Source organism: Nitrosomonas sp. H1_AOB3 (assembly GCF_015709435.1).
GTDB lineage: Bacteria > Pseudomonadota > Gammaproteobacteria > Burkholderiales > Nitrosomonadaceae > Nitrosomonas > Nitrosomonas europaea.
This window is the reverse complement of the sequence record NZ_CP054389.1, coordinates 649,175-663,719: the sequence shown is the minus strand read 5'-3', so window position 1 is coordinate 663,719 and position 14,545 is coordinate 649,175. Positions and strand designations below refer to the sequence as shown.

The window sequence follows — 14,545 nt, the reverse complement described above, 5'->3', positions numbered from 1 at the left end:
CTGATTATTCAACTTTGGCGTTTTTACGCAGTGATTCGACCACCGCTGCAAACTTGCGCTGCAATACCCGCTGCTGCATATTTTGTTTTACTTCCTCGAAGGAAGGCGGAACAGCGGTCCGGACATCATCCAGACGAATGACGTGCCAGCCAAAAGGGCTCTGTACCGGTTGACTGGTGGTTTCGCCTTTTTTCAGTCTGGTCAGCGCATCAGCAAATGGTTTGACGTACACAGCCGCTGAACTCCAGCCCAGTTCGCCACCATTACTCTTGCTGCCAGTGTCAATGGAACGTTCGCCCGCCAGTTTATCGAACGCACTGCCTTTTTTGAGAGCCGCAACCAGATCCTTGGCTTCCTGCTCGGTTTCCACAAGAATATGACGTGCTTTGTATTCCTTGTCGCCCATCTGTGCTTTTACTGATTCATACTCCTTGCGCAATTCGCTGTCGCTGACCGGATTGTTCCGCATGAAATCAGCCTGATATGCTCTGATCAGTATGCCCTGGCGCGCGAGATCGATCTGTGTTACCACCTCCGGGCTACGGTCAAGCCCTTTCTTGATTGCTTCCTGCGCCAGTATCTCTTCCGTGATGAGATTCTCACGTAATGCGTTCCTTACTTCAGCCGAATCGGGCTGGCCCTGCGCTGTTGCGGCCTTGACTACCAGGTCGAGACGTGATTGCGGAATCGCTACGCCGTTGACCTTGGCAACTGTCCCCCCGCTCTGGGCATTCAGAGGAGCAACACAGACCAGCCCCAGAACAGTCAGTGGCACACAGAGAAACTTGGATAAGCGCATAAAATTTCCTTTATTGAATAGTATTAAGTGGTTGACAAATTTTATCTGAGAAGCATACATCTTAACAAAATACAGATGAATCCTTTTCAGAAACAGATAAATTTTTCACAAACTTCCTGAAGGATGTATCCGTAATCCCTGTCACTGCCGCCTGTCTATTCAGGCAGAACCTTCCTGAATGGCTTGACGGTTACTTTTTCATACACGCCAGACAGCAGATACGGGTCTGCGTCTGCCCATTCCAGGGCAGCATCCAGTGATGCAAACTCAGCCACTATCAGACTTCCGGTAAACCCGGCCGGCCCCGGGTCAATGCTATCTATCGCCGGACATGGGCCAGCCAGTAACAGCCTTCCCTGCTCCTGTAATTCACGGATTCTGGCCAGATGTGCAGGGCGGCTGGCAGCCCGCTGTGCCAAGCTATCGGGAACATCCTCACCATATATCAAATAAAGCATGTCTGTTTTCTCTCAATCCATATGAATTTTCTGCGATTTCCGGAAAAATCATCTAAGCTCGATTTCATTTCTCCAGAAAAGGTAAAACCGGGTTTACCGTAAGCAACCATTGTTCATGCCAATACAGGCGGCAAACGGGAAGCCAGTGTATTACGCTCAACCGTTGCTGTCCCGAGCAAGGCAAAGCCGTGCAGATTACCGGCTTCATCGTGATAAAGCGCTTTCATGCCATTCTCGATCGCTACGACTTCCCATTCACCTTGTACAGCAGGGTCAGGAGGTGAGACGACGGTCGGACATGCAGGCGTCTTGACCATTACCGGCATCGCCGGGTAGTGCAGCAGCGTTGGATTGCCAGCAATCGTCGCCGCCAGAGCCCTGCCCGCATGCGCAATCGGCAAAATGAAAGGTAAAACCTTTCCTTCCACTTCTGCACAATCTCCCAAAGCATAAATATTCTGAATACTGGTCTGCAAATAACGATTCACGGCAATGCCGCGATTCACCTGAATTCCAGCAACCGCAGCCAGGCGGGTACGTGGTCTCAGACCCACAGCGGACAGGATCATGTCTGCCTGAACGACTTTGCCACCCTCGTAGAACAACTGATAGCACCCGTTTTCCTTACTGACTCTTTCGACCGTTGTACCGAGTAAAAAATTGACCCCTGCTGCAGTCAGTTTATCGCGAAAGAACCTGCCAGCCTCGGGAGGAAGCAATCGCCCTAACGGTTGTGGGCTCAGGTCGAATACACTTACCTGATAACCTTTTGCTGCAAGATCATTGGCAAACTCGCAACCTATCAGTCCGGCACCCAATATGGCGATATGGCGCTTACTTTCCAGGGCTTCACGAAATTTGCGGTAATCATCCAGATTATTGACGGATAATATTTCATCCACACCTTCTCCCGGTATCGGCAGGCGAATCGGGTCAGCTCCCAGCGCCAGAACGAGTCGATCGTAAGTCAGTTGTCCGCCTTCTTCGAAAGAAACACTGCCTGCAGCAACATCGATAGCGTTGACACTGGTATAAGGCCGCACCGTAATATCCAGTTGCCCGGACATTTGCATGGTACCGGCACTCAAAATCGAATCAGGCGTTTTACCCGTTGCCAATGCATTGGATAACATCGGTTTTGAATAAAAACTGCCGTGATCGGCAGACAGGAGAGTAATCGGTACCGCGGTATCCAGTTTCCGCAATTCACGTACCACCGTATAACCAGCCAATCCGCTTCCCACCACTACCACAGACGGCTGATTCATCTTGATACACCCCATCTGACTCCAGTCAATTTACTTCTCCCTTTTTCTTAAATGGTGAAGCCGGTAATTTTTTGTACATCTCTGCCTGTAATTTCAGATTTTGTACAGCAACCAGCGTATTTTCCAGGTTTTTATTGTACCTCAAGCAAAGAGGATTCCAGTGACATACCAGGGGGAGTTACGTGAAATCACACATCCCTTGATATTGTGAAATATGTCACCATATAGGCGCTTGGCTTGAACGATTATTTTTTATTACTCTCAAAGTCAGATAGGCGTACCAATCAACTTGAAGGAAGAGGATGATGAAACGGATTTTTCTTTTTATAGTAACGAACCTGGCCATACTGTTAATGCTGAGCATCACCCTGCGTCTGCTTGGCGTTGACCGCATACTGGATGCCGAAGGCAGTGAATTAAATTTTAATGCGCTGCTGGTTTTCTCGGCCGTACTGGGATTTGGCGGCTCGCTCATTTCTCTTGCCATGTCCAAGTGGAGTGCAAAACACATGACCGGCGCCATGGTCATTGATGTGCCTTCCAACTCAACCGAGGGCTGGCTGGTGGAAACGGTACGTCGTCAGGCAAAAGCGGCAGGAATAGGCATGCCCGAAGTAGCGATCTACGATTCACCCGATATCAACGCATTTGCTACCGGAATGAACCGGAACAATGCGCTGGTGGCAGTCAGTACGGGATTGTTGCAAAAAATGAACCGGGACGAGGCTGAGGCCGTGCTGGCTCACGAAGTCAGCCATGTTGCCAATGGTGACATGGTAACGCTTGCATTGATCCAGGGGGTCGTGAATACCTTCGTGATTTTTCTCTCCCGGATCATCGGCCATATCGTCGATCGCGCCGTTTTCAAATCGGAAGAAGGGCACGGGCCAGCTTATTTTGTGACCAGCCTGATCGCTCAAATGGTGCTGGGTATCCTTGCCACGATTATCGTGATGTGGTTCAGCCGTCAGCGTGAATTCCGCGCAGATGCCGGCAGTGCGCAGATTTCCGGAAGGAACAAGATGGTTGCTGCGCTGCGGCGGTTGCAGCAGGAGTATGAACCTTCTCATTTGCCAGACAAGATTGCTGCTTTTGGCATCTCCGGACAAAAAAGCCAGATCGGGCGTCTGTTCATGTCGCACCCGCCTCTGGAAGAGAGAATCCAGGCACTGCAATCTGCCTGATGAAACAAAACCGGGGCTGGTAATTTACCCAGCCCCGGCAGAAATACCGTCAATAACTGCCCTAACCGAATCAATCGTCGATTATTATCTCTTCTTCATCAAAATTCACGGGCTCCTCCTCGGAAGCAGCACCGTTATTTTTTATCAGACTCCCTCGTCTTTGCAGGTAGGCGTCACGGACAAACTCATATTTATCCAGAGAGGCTTCCTCCAGCGTTTTGTCCAGATCCAGTAATTGTTCACGCCGATCGATAAATTCGACAGTCGTAACAGGCAAACGTACGGTCAGCAGATCGAAACTGGTGTAAATGGCTCTCGCCGGGTGAAAAATGGTACTGTCCACACCAATCCCTATTGCATCCCTTACCGTGCTGGGCCCCAGTATCGGCAATACGATGTAAGGGCCGCTGCCAATTCCGTAGAAGCCTAATGTCTGGCCGAAATCTTCATTACGCTTACTGATATCGATATCGCTCACCTGACTGATATCACTGGCCAGATCGATGGCACCCAACATTCCAAAAGTCGTATTGATCACGATACGTGTCGTACTTGCCATTGCATCCATGAATTTCAATTGCAGCAACGAATTGGCAGCGATAACGACATCATCGAGATTGGAAAAGAAATTGCCGACGACCATTCTGACCGGCGATGGCACGAACTGCTGATATCCCCTGGCAACAGGCTCCAGTACGACTTCATCCAATTTCTCGTTGAACGAGAACACCGCGCGGTTCATCGATTCCAAAGGATCATGCCGGTTATCCACAGTGGCACAAGCCGACAGTACGCTACCCAGTGACAGGAGTATCAGTAGTTTCCGAAAACAAGAAGAGCAAGTAAACATAACCCGTTAATTATTCTTTATATGAATTGGACATATTGCTACAGTCAGAAAATCACAGTAAACCAGCTGGCAAAATATAAACGGCAATCAACTGCACGGATTGAACCTTTCGTTCATTTCTACAGAATTGCTTCTCTGTTTTTCACATACCCTGACCAAATATCCGATCAGCCGCTGCCAATGTTTTATCGATTTCTTCATCACTGTGCGCAGCAGAAACGAAACCTGCCTCGAATGCGGAAGGAGCAAAATATACGCCCTCTTTCAGCATGGCATGAAAAAAGCGGTTGAATGCCTCGCGATCGCTCTCCATTACTTCAGCAAAACTTTCCGGTGGAGATTTTCTGAAATAAAGGCCGAACATTCCACCCATCGCCTGTGCACAGAACACCACACCATGTTTTGCAGCAACGGCAGTCAACCCTTCAGTCAGCTTATGAGTCATGGTCGACAACTTGTCGAAAAAGCCAGGTACCTGGATCTGGCGCAATGTTTCCAATCCGGCAGCAACGGCAACTGGATTACCGGAAAGTGTACCTGCCTGATACACCGGCCCCAGCGGCGCAAGACATTCCATCACGTCGCGCCGACCACCAAAGGCTGCCATGGGTAATCCCCCCCCGATTACCTTGCCTAGAATGGTCAGATCCGGTTTGATACCATATAACCCTTGCGCACATTCCAAACCCACACGAAAACCGGTCATCACCTCATCCAGGATCAGCAGACTGCCATGTTTCGTACATAATGTGCGTAATGTCTCCAGAAACTGAGGAGTCGCTTTGATCAGATTCATGTTGCCAGCCACCGGTTCGACAATCACGGCTGCAATTTCAGTACCCACTCTGCTGAAAGTTTCTTCCACCCCTGCCACATCGTTATAGTTCAATACTAGGGTATGGCCTGCCGTCTCGGCAGGAACTCCTGCTGAACTGGGATGACCAAAAGTCAGCGCGCCGGAACCGGCTTTGACCAGCAGCGCATCATCATGTCCGTGATAGCAGCCTTCAAACTTGATGATCCGGTTTCTGCCGGTATAACCACGTGCCAGCCGAATGGCACTCATTCCCGCTTCGGTACCGGAACTCACCAGCCGTACCATCTCCAGAGAAGGCAGCAGACGGCACAGTAACTCGGCTATTTCCAGTTCTGCAACCGTTGGCGCACCAAAAGAGGTGCCATGGCCTGCCGCAGTCTGGACTGCCCTGACGACATCCGGATGTGCATGCCCAAGAATGAGTGGTCCCCATGATCCGACATAATCGATATAGGATTTTCCTTCCACATCCCAGAAATAGGCACCCTGCCCACGCTGGAAGAAAACAGGTGTGCCTCCTACGGATTTAAAAGCCCGTACAGGTGAATTGACCCCCCCCGGAATATATTGTCTGGAGCGCTCGAACAGTTGCTGGTTAGTGATCGTCATTGGAATGTTTATAAAGATTATTGAGAAATTCTTGATTCAACCAAATAATTCTGAGAAATGCCACGCGGCAGACTGGATATCCCGTGCACCGAACAAAGCCTGACTGACAGCCACAGCATCACACCCACGGACAATCAGCACCTCGGCATTATCCAGATCGATACCGCCAATTGCCACGACGGGAATACCCAGTTTCTTTTTTGCAGCAGTCAGCAAATCAATCGGCGCCTGATGTGCACCCGTTTTGGTCATGGATGGATAAAAAGCGCCAAACGCAACATAATCTGCTCCTGCTTCTTCCGCTTCGATCGCGCGGTCGAGCTGATTGTAACAGGAGACCCCGATAATTTTATCCTGGCCCAAATGACATCTGGCTACCGCCGGAGAAATGTCATCCCCACCCACATGCAAGCCCTCTGCACTAATCTCCATGGCCAGATCCAGGTGATCGTTGACGATCAGGGGAACCTGAAACTGCCTGCAGAGCAGATGAATCTCCGCAGCTTGTACAAGTCGCAATCGGCTGTCGGCCGTTTTGTTCCGGTATTGGAGCCAGCTCACTCCACCAGCTAACGCCTGGCGAACTGCATCACACAACCGACCGGTATCTGCCATATCGGGGGTAATTGCATAAAGACCACTTACTCCAACCGGTTTCATAGGTTCAGCTGCTGGTACCACCGCCAGTCTCTTCCTCCGGATTTTCGCTCTCTGTCCAGAAAAACCTATCCGGAATATACTGCCCCATCCCAGGACGGAAACCTGCCTTGAGTGTATGCCAGGTAAAATCCTGCGCCTCATACACACTATCCATAATCGACATACCATGAGCGAGTGAGGCCGCTATTGCAGAAGACAAAGTACACCCCGAACCATGAAACGATCCGGGTAAACGCTGCCACGCATCGGAGCGGACCACGCCATTGGCATCGTAAAGTATGTTGACTACCTCTGGCGTGTTTTCGTGAGCGCCTTTGATGAGCACATAACCACATCCCCATTGCAGCAGCCGGTCTGCACTCTGTTTCAGATCCAGTATTTCCGGATCATCCTCGTCATCGAGCGCAATACGCCTAGCTTCCATACTATTGGGTGTAACAATGGTTGCCTGAGGAAACAGCATTTCACGCATGGCCGCAATGACTTCTTCATTGGCAAACGTGTCACCGCGGCCGGAAGCCAGGACGGGATCCAGCACCAGCGGTATATCCGGATAATCCGATATGATTTCAGCAATGGCCGAGATGATTTCAACACTGCCCAGCATGCCGATCTTGAATGCCTGTACCGGCATATCCTGCAGAACGGTCCGTGCCTGATCAGTAACCCATTCGGCGTCCATCACGAATATATCCTCAACACCGGTCGTATCCTGCACAGTCACGGCAGTAAGCACAGTAAGCGGATGGCAGCCCATTCCGGCAAGTGTCAGTATGTCCGCCTGGATACCAGCCCCCCCGCTCGGGTCGCTGGCAGCAAAGGATAATACGATTGGTGGTGGTAGAGACATGCACTAATACCGTAAAATGTCATTTTAACTTAAGCAAATCTACTTATCTATTATGACTACAGAGGACAACCAGGTTTACAATCGTTATATGTGCATGATTTGTGGTTTCATCTATGACGAAGCAGAAGGGTGGCCACAGGATGGTATTCCTGCCGGAACCCGCTGGGAAGACGTTCCTATGAACTGGACATGTCCTGAATGTGGTGCACGGAAAGAAGATTTTGAAATGGTCAAGGTGTAATGCGTATTCTTCATACCATGTTGCGGGTAGGCAATCTGGAACGTTCGATCCGGTTTTATACCGATGTTCTGGGAATGCAGATCCTGCGCCGCAAGGATTACCCGGAGGGAAAATTCACCCTTGCTTTTGTCGGTTATCAAAGTGAAACAGAAGGTACGGTACTGGAACTGACTCATAACTGGGAAACCGATCACTACGATCTCGGAACAGGTTTTGGACATATTGCCATTGAAGTCGACAATGCCTATGAAGCCTGTGAGAAAGTCCGGAATCTTGGTGGTCGCGTTACGCGCGAAGCAGGTCCGATGAAGCATGGGGCTACCGTTATCGCCTTCATAGAGGATCCGGATGGTTACAAAATAGAGTTCATTCAGAAGAAAACAGTATAGCCGTTTATATGCCTGAATATTCTGTATACAATACGGTTTGGCAGTTCCTCAAACCATATTTATGATGGTATGTTACTTTACTGCAGGTTACCGGTACCGGCAAAACCATCATGTCACGGATTCCTGAAAAGTGCTTGCGTTTACAGGCATGTCAGGCATTCATGAGATATTCAGAAAAATTTCTACTGCACATCTCGTGTTAATGGCATAAACAATCCTGACTGTTCAACTATTGGAATAACCAATCACATAGACAGGTGAACAAAATGGGTACAACGATCCATGAAGAAACAAGTGCAGCTCAACCTCCATTGAATTTTACCGATGGTGCTGCCAGCAAAGTAAAAGAACTGATTGAAGAAGAGGATAATCAGGCGCTCAAATTAAGGGTTTTCGTCAGTGGTGGCGGCTGCTCCGGGTTCCAATACGGCTTTACCTTCGATGAGATCGTCAACGAAGATGATTTCGTGATGGAAAAGCAGGGAGTGAAACTATTGGTCGATTCGATGAGCTTTCAGTACCTGGTAGGCGCAGAAATCGACTATCAGGAAAGTGCCCAAGGCGCACAGTTCGTTATCAAAAATCCATCCGCAGCCAGCACATGCGGATGCGGCTCTTCCTTCTCGGTCTGAAGTCTCAGGCCGGGTAAATCGCACCCAGCGTCCGGCTGCCAGTTGCGCCGGTTACAGCAGGAAGATTGCCAGGAGCGCGTTCAATCGATTGTCGCGCCAGCCAGGCGAATGCGCACGCCTCCACCCAGTCAGCCTCGATACCCAGTGCATCAGTCAGGTTGATTCTCCGACCCGGTAATTGCTGCTGCAACCGGGTAACCAGGGTGCCGTTATGCGCCCCTCCCCCGCATAAATAGAGCTCACGGACAGCAGGATAGTAAGTCTCGACTGAATCGGTGATCGTTCGCACAGTCAACTGCAGCAACGTGGACTGAACATCCTGTGTAGCTTCATCACCCCTCAAACAAGGTTGCAACCAGTCAAGACTGAACATTTCTCTGCCGGTACTTTTTGGTGGTGGCAAAGAAAAATAGGGAAAATTCAGCAGATTTTCCAGTAGTGGATTGATCACCCTTCCTGATTCCGCCCATGATCCATTGTGGTCATAAGTCATACCTGTATGCTTCAGACACCAAGCATCCATCAACATATTCCCTGGTCCACAGTCAAAGCCATTCACACCGCCACTGACGGGTAAACTGGTTATATTGGTGATCCCACCGATATTGATGATCAGGCGGTGAATATCCTGGTGTGCAAACATTTCATGATGAAATGCAGGAACCAGTGGTGCTCCCTGCCCTCCGGCAGCAATATCACGACTCCTGAAATCAGTCACGACAGTCATACCTGTCAATTCCGCCAGCAGGGCACCATTTACCAGTTGGATACTGTAGCCGTTTTCCGGTTGCGGGCAATGCCTGATCGTCTGGCCATGGCAGCCAACTGCTATGATCTCCCCGGGATCAATCCCGGATTTCTCAAGCAACCGTCCCACTGCTTGCGCATACCACCCTGACAACTGGTTACTCAGTATGGCTGCACGGTGCAGTTCATTTTCACCGGCCTGATTCAGGCCCAACAGCGCAGCCCGGAGAGGCGGATCATAGGGAATATAACAGGTATGCAGCAGCGAAAACGACGGCCCGGAGAAATCTACCAGTACTGCATCGATACCATCCAGACTGGTACCCGACATGATGCCGATGTAATACATTTCATCCGATATGTGTACTGCCCGGAACTGAATCAGTTCAATGCAGCAAAGCTGGAATTACGCAGCAGATCAAGCTGGGAAAGCAACTCGCTGGTTTGTCTACGGAAAGTTGAATAATGTTTCTTACTAATGGGCTGAGCAGCCGGCATGACGATTCTGGAAGGATCACGCTGAACACCGTTTACCCGTAACTCATAGTGGAGATGCGGACCGGTTGCCATTCCGGTTGACCCAACAAAACCGATAACATCCCCCTGCCTGACACGCTTTCCTTTCTGCAATCTCTTGTCGAAACCCGAAAGATGACCATACGCAGAGCTGTACTGTGCATTATGTTTGAGTACCACCAAATTTCCGTAGCCATTCTGCCAGCCCTTGTATTCAACGATACCATCCGCTGTCGCCATCACAGGCACTCCTCTCGGAGCAGCATAGTCGACTCCCCTGTGGGCGCGCCATCGCTTCAATATGGGATGATAGCGCGCATTGGAGAATCCGGAGCTGATCCGGGAAAATTTCAGAGGTGCCATCAGGAAAGGTCGACGCAGGCTTTCTCCTTCAGGTGTGTAGTATTCACCCTTACCATCTGATGGTTGAAAATAAACGGCTCTCCGGGATTTACCCTTATTGAAAAACTCTACTGCAAGCACTCGGCCCACCTGAATTTTTCCACCTTCATCCTGCCTGGATTCATAAACGACTGTAAAATGGTCACCTTTCTGGATATCCCGATGGAAGTCGATACTGCTGGAGAAAATATCGATCATCTGAGAAGCAATCGTACTCGGCAAATCGGCCTTATCAACGGCTGCAAACAATGAAGTGCTGATTACCCCTGAACCGATCTGGATATGAGTATCACTTTTACCGGATTGCTCACTCAGTTCAAACGCACCGTCCACTTTTTCAACCTGGAACTGCTCACCATTTCCATAGAAATAACGTAATGTCAGCAATTCTCCATCTGGACGAGTTTCCGCATGAACGACTTCGCCCGGCTTAAGCTGGCTCATTGCCTTGCTGCCACGAGTCGCATCCAGAAAATTGTTTTTATCTTCCTGGCTGATTTCAAGGCGGGCAAGAATCGCTACAATGGTATCCCCCCGGCGTATGCTTTCCTGATGCCAGAATGTCATCTCGGGGTCAGAAGATGCAAATTTTTCCGGAAGCTGTAAAGGACGAACGATTTTTTTACCAGGTATTTCATGCGGGGGAGCATCAGGAACGATCCCGAAGGCAGTAACCATTCCGAATAACGGCAAACTGGACAAAATGGTTATCCAGCGTACTTTTTTTTGTGCGAGAACAGCGAGCTTTTGCGCTAGAATGCTTCTTCTTTTGCGAGGTGACTGGTAGTAAATCAAATGCCATCACTCCTATTTCGTCTGTTGGAAACTTTTAAAGTCTAACATGGAAATGCATAAATATGATGACGACTGATTTTTTGTTGAGTAGCCGTGTCTGAATCAATCTCTCATCAACTGCAGCTAATCAAGCGCGGCTGTCAGGAGCTGCTGATCGAAGAAGAATTCGTACAGAAGCTCGCCCAGGGCAGGCCTCTCAGAGTTAAAGCCGGCTTTGACCCAACCGCACCGGATCTGCATCTGGGACATACCGTCCTGCTGAACAAGCTGCGCCAGCTTCAGGATCTCGGCCATCATATTCTGTTTCTGATTGGTGATTTTACCGGGATGATTGGTGATCCCAGCGGCAAAAGCGCCACACGTCCGCCCCTGACACGCGAGCAGATTACGCAAAATGCAGACACTTATGCATCTCAGGTATTCAAAATACTTAAACCTGAGCAGACAGAGGTGGTTTTCAATTCATCGTGGATGGATAAATTCAGCGCGGCGGATGTCATCAGGCTAGCGGCCACTTATACTGTCGCACGCATGCTGGAGCGGGACGATTTCAGCAAACGCTATCACGAGAACCGGCCAATCGCCATTCATGAGTTTCTTTATCCACTCGTTCAGGGCTACGATTCAGTGGCATTAAAAGCTGATCTCGAACTGGGCGGCACCGATCAGAAATTCAATTTACTGGTAGGACGTGAATTACAGAAGCATCATGGTCAGCCACCCCAATGCATCCTGACCATGCCTCTTCTGGAAGGACTCGATGGTATCCAGAAAATGTCCAAGTCACTCAACAACTATGTCGGCATCAATGAATCATCTGCTGAGATATTCGGCAAACTGATGTCGGTAAGCGATACTCTGATGTGGCGTTATATCGAATTACTGTCTTTTGAATCACTGGAAACCGTACGCCAGTGGCAAAATGAAGTGGAATCAGGCTGTAATCCGCGTGAAATCAAAATGCGATTCGCTCGGGAAATCGTGGCACGTTTCCATAGTCAGACTGATGCCGTTCGAGCGGCAGAAGAATTCGAAGCCCGTTTCAGCAAAGGTGTCATCCCTGACGATATTCCGGAGAAGAAGCTGTATATTCAGGATGCCGGACTGGCTCTTCCACAACTGCTCAAGCTGGCCGGGTTGACTGCCAGTACCAGTGAAGCTCTGCGCATGATCGAGCAGGGTGGGGTAAAGCTGGATGGAGATAAGGTAAGCGACAAAACCCGGATCATCCCATCCAATGTCACCGTCATTGCCCAGATTGGCAAGAGAAAGTTTGCAAAAGTTACCCTCGTAACCGAACAGAGCGGCAAACAGGCAAACTGACGGAATTGCCCGGCAATCTCTTTTTGTACGACCACAATCTCCTCGACTCAGGCCGATTGCTTGATTCAATGCGGTGAAAATGATACTGAAAAGCAAGTAGCCGTTTTAATTCTTGTCAGGAGGATGGGCCGTCACCGTTCTGCGGAGACGACTGAACTTCCCTGATGACTTCCTGAAAATCTCCTACATCCTCAAAACTTCTGTATACCGAAGCAAAGCGTATGTAAGCCACTTTATCCAGGCTGTAAAGCTCCTGCATGACCCACTCACCGATCGTGCGCGATGAAATTTCCTGCACCCCGCTTCCCAGCAGTTTTTGCAGTATGCGCTCGATTGCAGCATCCACCTGCCCGGTTGGAACCGGGCGTTTGTGCAACGCCCGGGCAAAGCTGGTGTAGAGTTTTTCCCGGTTGAATTCCACACGATTACCATCTTGTTTGATGACCTGCGGGAAACGTAATTCAACCGTCTCATAGGTTGTAAAGCGCTTCTCGCATTCCACGCAACGCCGTCTGCGCCTGATCCGTGCACCTTCCTCACTGATTCGCGAATCAACTACACCGGTATCCTCAGCACCGCAGAACGGACATCTCACCGCCACACCTCCAAATTGAAACGAACGTCAGTTTCCATACACCGGAAACTTCGTACACAATGCCTGCGCTTTCCGGGCGACCTGATCCAGCACTGCTGTGTTGGCCGGAGCATCCAGCACGTCAGCCACCAGATTGGCAAGTTCCTCGGACTCAGGTTCCTTGAAGCCGCGTGTAGTAATGGCCGGAGTACCGATCCGTATTCCACTGGTAACGAAAGGTTTTTGCGGATCATTCGGAATCGCATTCTTGTTGACGGTAATATGCGCCGCCTCCAGCGCGGATTCTGCCTCCCTTCCTGTCAGATTTTTGGCACGCAGATCGACCAGGAACATATGGCAATCCGTACGGCCAGATACGATACGCAGGCCGCGCTGTTGCAGCACCCTTGCCATGACACGTGCATTCTCGATGACCTGCTTCTGGTAATCCTTGAACGCCTGGCTGGAGGCTTCCTTGAAAGCCACTGCTTTGGCCGCGATGACATGCATCAGCGGGCCGCCTTGTGTCTGCGGAAATACTGCCGAATTGAGTGCCTTTTCATGTTCCGGCTTGGCCATGATTACTCCGCCACGCGGACCACGCAGTGTTTTATGTGTGGTACTGGTGACAAAATCAGCGATTCCCACAGGATTGGGATAGTAACCGGCAGCAATCAATCCGGCATAGTGCGCCATATCAACAAACAGATAGGCACCCACGTTGTCAGCAATCTGACGAAAAGCTTTCCAGTCTATGACTCGTGCATAGGAGGATGCTCCAGCCACGATCATGCGCGGTTTATGTTCATGTGCAAGCCGCTCCAGCTCTGCGTAATCGATCTCTTCGGTTTCCGGATTCAGGCCGTAAGAGATTGAATTGAATATCTTGCCACTCATATTGACTGCTGATCCGTGAGTCAAATGTCCACCATGAGCCAGCGACATACCCAGGAGCGTATTTCCGGGCTTCAGAGCCGACAGATAGACCGCGGCATTTGCCTGAGAACCGGAGTGCGGCTGCACGTTGACATATTCTGCATTGAACAGATTCCGGAGACGGTCGATAGCAAGCTGCTCGACGATATCCACATACCTGCACCCCCCGTAATACCGCTTGCCCGGATACCCTTCAGCATACTTGTTTGTCAGTACGGTACCCTGTGCCTGTAAAACAGCCGGACTGGCATAATTTTCCGAGGCAATCAGCTCGATATGATCTTCCTGCCGCTGTACTTCACCTTTGATGGCCTGCCATAAATCCGGATCGACCTGCTCAATCGTCAAGCTCTGTGAAAACATAATATTTCTCTCTGATTTTTATTGAAAAACGGCCATTCTATCATCGCGCCATATTGCAAGCTGTAATTGTGACATGACTTTCCGCCCATGAAACAGATACGGTTCCCGGGCATGAAATCCTTGTATCAATTT

Annotated in this window: 16 protein-coding genes; 5 read left to right on the top strand and 11 right to left on the bottom strand. The window is 49.9% G+C overall.

Translation table 11 applies throughout. The annotated features are described in order from the left end of the window. Window positions 1-4 precede the first annotated feature (4 nt). The 3 genes from HRU73_RS03230 to HRU73_RS03220 form a co-directional block, all read right to left on the bottom strand. Complete coding sequence (locus HRU73_RS03230) at window positions 5-799, bottom strand: peptidyl-prolyl cis-trans isomerase (RefSeq protein WP_276679841.1); 795 nt, start codon at window positions 797-799, stop codon at window positions 5-7. A 155-nt stretch (window positions 800-954) separates the two neighbouring features. Next, window positions 955-1,257, bottom strand: a complete 303-nt coding sequence (locus HRU73_RS03225) for a YciI family protein (RefSeq protein WP_287399427.1) — start codon at window positions 1,255-1,257, stop codon at window positions 955-957. Window positions 1,258-1,370: 113 nt separating this feature from the next. Beyond that, window positions 1,371-2,525: an NAD(P)/FAD-dependent oxidoreductase gene (locus HRU73_RS03220; protein ID WP_287399426.1), complete on the bottom strand. Its 1,155-nt coding sequence runs from the start codon at window positions 2,523-2,525 to the stop codon at window positions 1,371-1,373. 305 nt (window positions 2,526-2,830) lie between these two features. Here HRU73_RS03220 and htpX point away from each other — a divergent pair, with 305 nt between their 5' ends. Next, window positions 2,831-3,709, top strand: coding sequence for a protease HtpX (htpX, locus tag HRU73_RS03215; protein WP_041356766.1), 879 nt, complete (start codon window positions 2,831-2,833; stop codon window positions 3,707-3,709). A gap of 70 nt (window positions 3,710-3,779) precedes the next feature. Here the strand turns inward: htpX and HRU73_RS03210 are convergent, their stop codons facing one another. The 4 genes from HRU73_RS03210 to thiD all read right to left on the bottom strand — a co-directional run bounded on the left by HRU73_RS03210 (window position 3,780) and on the right by thiD (window position 7,495). Beyond that, on the bottom strand, window positions 3,780-4,481 hold the full coding sequence (locus HRU73_RS03210; RefSeq protein ID WP_287399425.1) for an MlaA family lipoprotein: 702 nt from the start codon (window positions 4,479-4,481) through the stop codon (window positions 3,780-3,782). Window positions 4,482-4,701: 220 nt separating this feature from the next. Next, entirely contained in the window at window positions 4,702-5,985 is a 1,284-nt protein-coding gene (gene hemL / locus HRU73_RS03205; RefSeq protein WP_287399424.1) for a glutamate-1-semialdehyde 2,1-aminomutase, read from the bottom strand. Between the two features lie 36 nt (window positions 5,986-6,021). Then, entirely contained in the window at window positions 6,022-6,645 is a 624-nt protein-coding gene (gene thiE, locus HRU73_RS03200) for a thiamine phosphate synthase (RefSeq protein ID WP_287399423.1), read from the bottom strand. Between the two features lie 4 nt (window positions 6,646-6,649). Continuing rightward, complete coding sequence (gene thiD, locus HRU73_RS03195) at window positions 6,650-7,495, bottom strand: bifunctional hydroxymethylpyrimidine kinase/phosphomethylpyrimidine kinase (RefSeq protein ID WP_011111993.1); 846 nt, start codon at window positions 7,493-7,495, stop codon at window positions 6,650-6,652. 52 nt (window positions 7,496-7,547) lie between these two features. Here thiD and HRU73_RS03190 point away from each other — a divergent pair, with 52 nt between their 5' ends. From HRU73_RS03190 to erpA, 3 genes are all read left to right on the top strand, one after another. Further along, window positions 7,548-7,736 (top strand): rubredoxin, encoded by a 189-nt coding sequence (locus HRU73_RS03190; protein WP_011111994.1) that lies wholly within the window; start codon window positions 7,548-7,550, stop codon window positions 7,734-7,736. Further along, complete coding sequence (gene gloA, locus HRU73_RS03185) at window positions 7,736-8,125, top strand: lactoylglutathione lyase (RefSeq protein ID WP_287399422.1); 390 nt, start codon at window positions 7,736-7,738, stop codon at window positions 8,123-8,125. The genes HRU73_RS03190 and gloA overlap by 1 nt, the downstream gene beginning before the upstream one ends. A 266-nt stretch (window positions 8,126-8,391) precedes the next feature. Further along, window positions 8,392-8,757 carry an iron-sulfur cluster insertion protein ErpA gene (erpA, locus tag HRU73_RS03180; RefSeq protein WP_011111996.1) on the top strand — a complete coding sequence of 122 codons (366 nt, stop codon included), beginning with the start codon at window positions 8,392-8,394 and terminating at the stop codon, window positions 8,755-8,757. 4 nt (window positions 8,758-8,761) lie between these two features. Here erpA and HRU73_RS03175 read toward each other — a convergent pair whose 3' ends face one another. Both HRU73_RS03175 and HRU73_RS03170 read right to left on the bottom strand, forming a co-directional pair. Beyond that, window positions 8,762-9,853, bottom strand: coding sequence for an anhydro-N-acetylmuramic acid kinase (locus HRU73_RS03175; RefSeq protein WP_287399420.1), 1,092 nt, complete (start codon window positions 9,851-9,853; stop codon window positions 8,762-8,764). A gap of 32 nt (window positions 9,854-9,885) precedes the next feature. After that, entirely contained in the window at window positions 9,886-11,124 is a 1,239-nt protein-coding gene (locus HRU73_RS03170; RefSeq protein ID WP_324519807.1) for a peptidoglycan DD-metalloendopeptidase family protein, read from the bottom strand. Between the two features lie 186 nt (window positions 11,125-11,310). Between HRU73_RS03170 and tyrS the strand changes: the two genes are divergently transcribed. Further along, on the top strand, window positions 11,311-12,540 hold the full coding sequence (tyrS, locus tag HRU73_RS03165) for a tyrosine--tRNA ligase (RefSeq protein WP_281871790.1): 1,230 nt from the start codon (window positions 11,311-11,313) through the stop codon (window positions 12,538-12,540). A gap of 115 nt (window positions 12,541-12,655) precedes the next feature. Here tyrS and nrdR read toward each other — a convergent pair whose 3' ends face one another. Then, window positions 12,656-13,135, bottom strand: coding sequence for a transcriptional regulator NrdR (gene nrdR / locus HRU73_RS03160; RefSeq protein WP_281871789.1), 480 nt, complete (start codon window positions 13,133-13,135; stop codon window positions 12,656-12,658). Window positions 13,136-13,162: 27 nt separating this feature from the next. Beyond that, entirely contained in the window at window positions 13,163-14,413 is a 1,251-nt protein-coding gene (glyA, locus tag HRU73_RS03155; RefSeq protein WP_287399418.1) for a serine hydroxymethyltransferase, read from the bottom strand. Window positions 14,414-14,545: the final 132 nt, after the last annotated feature.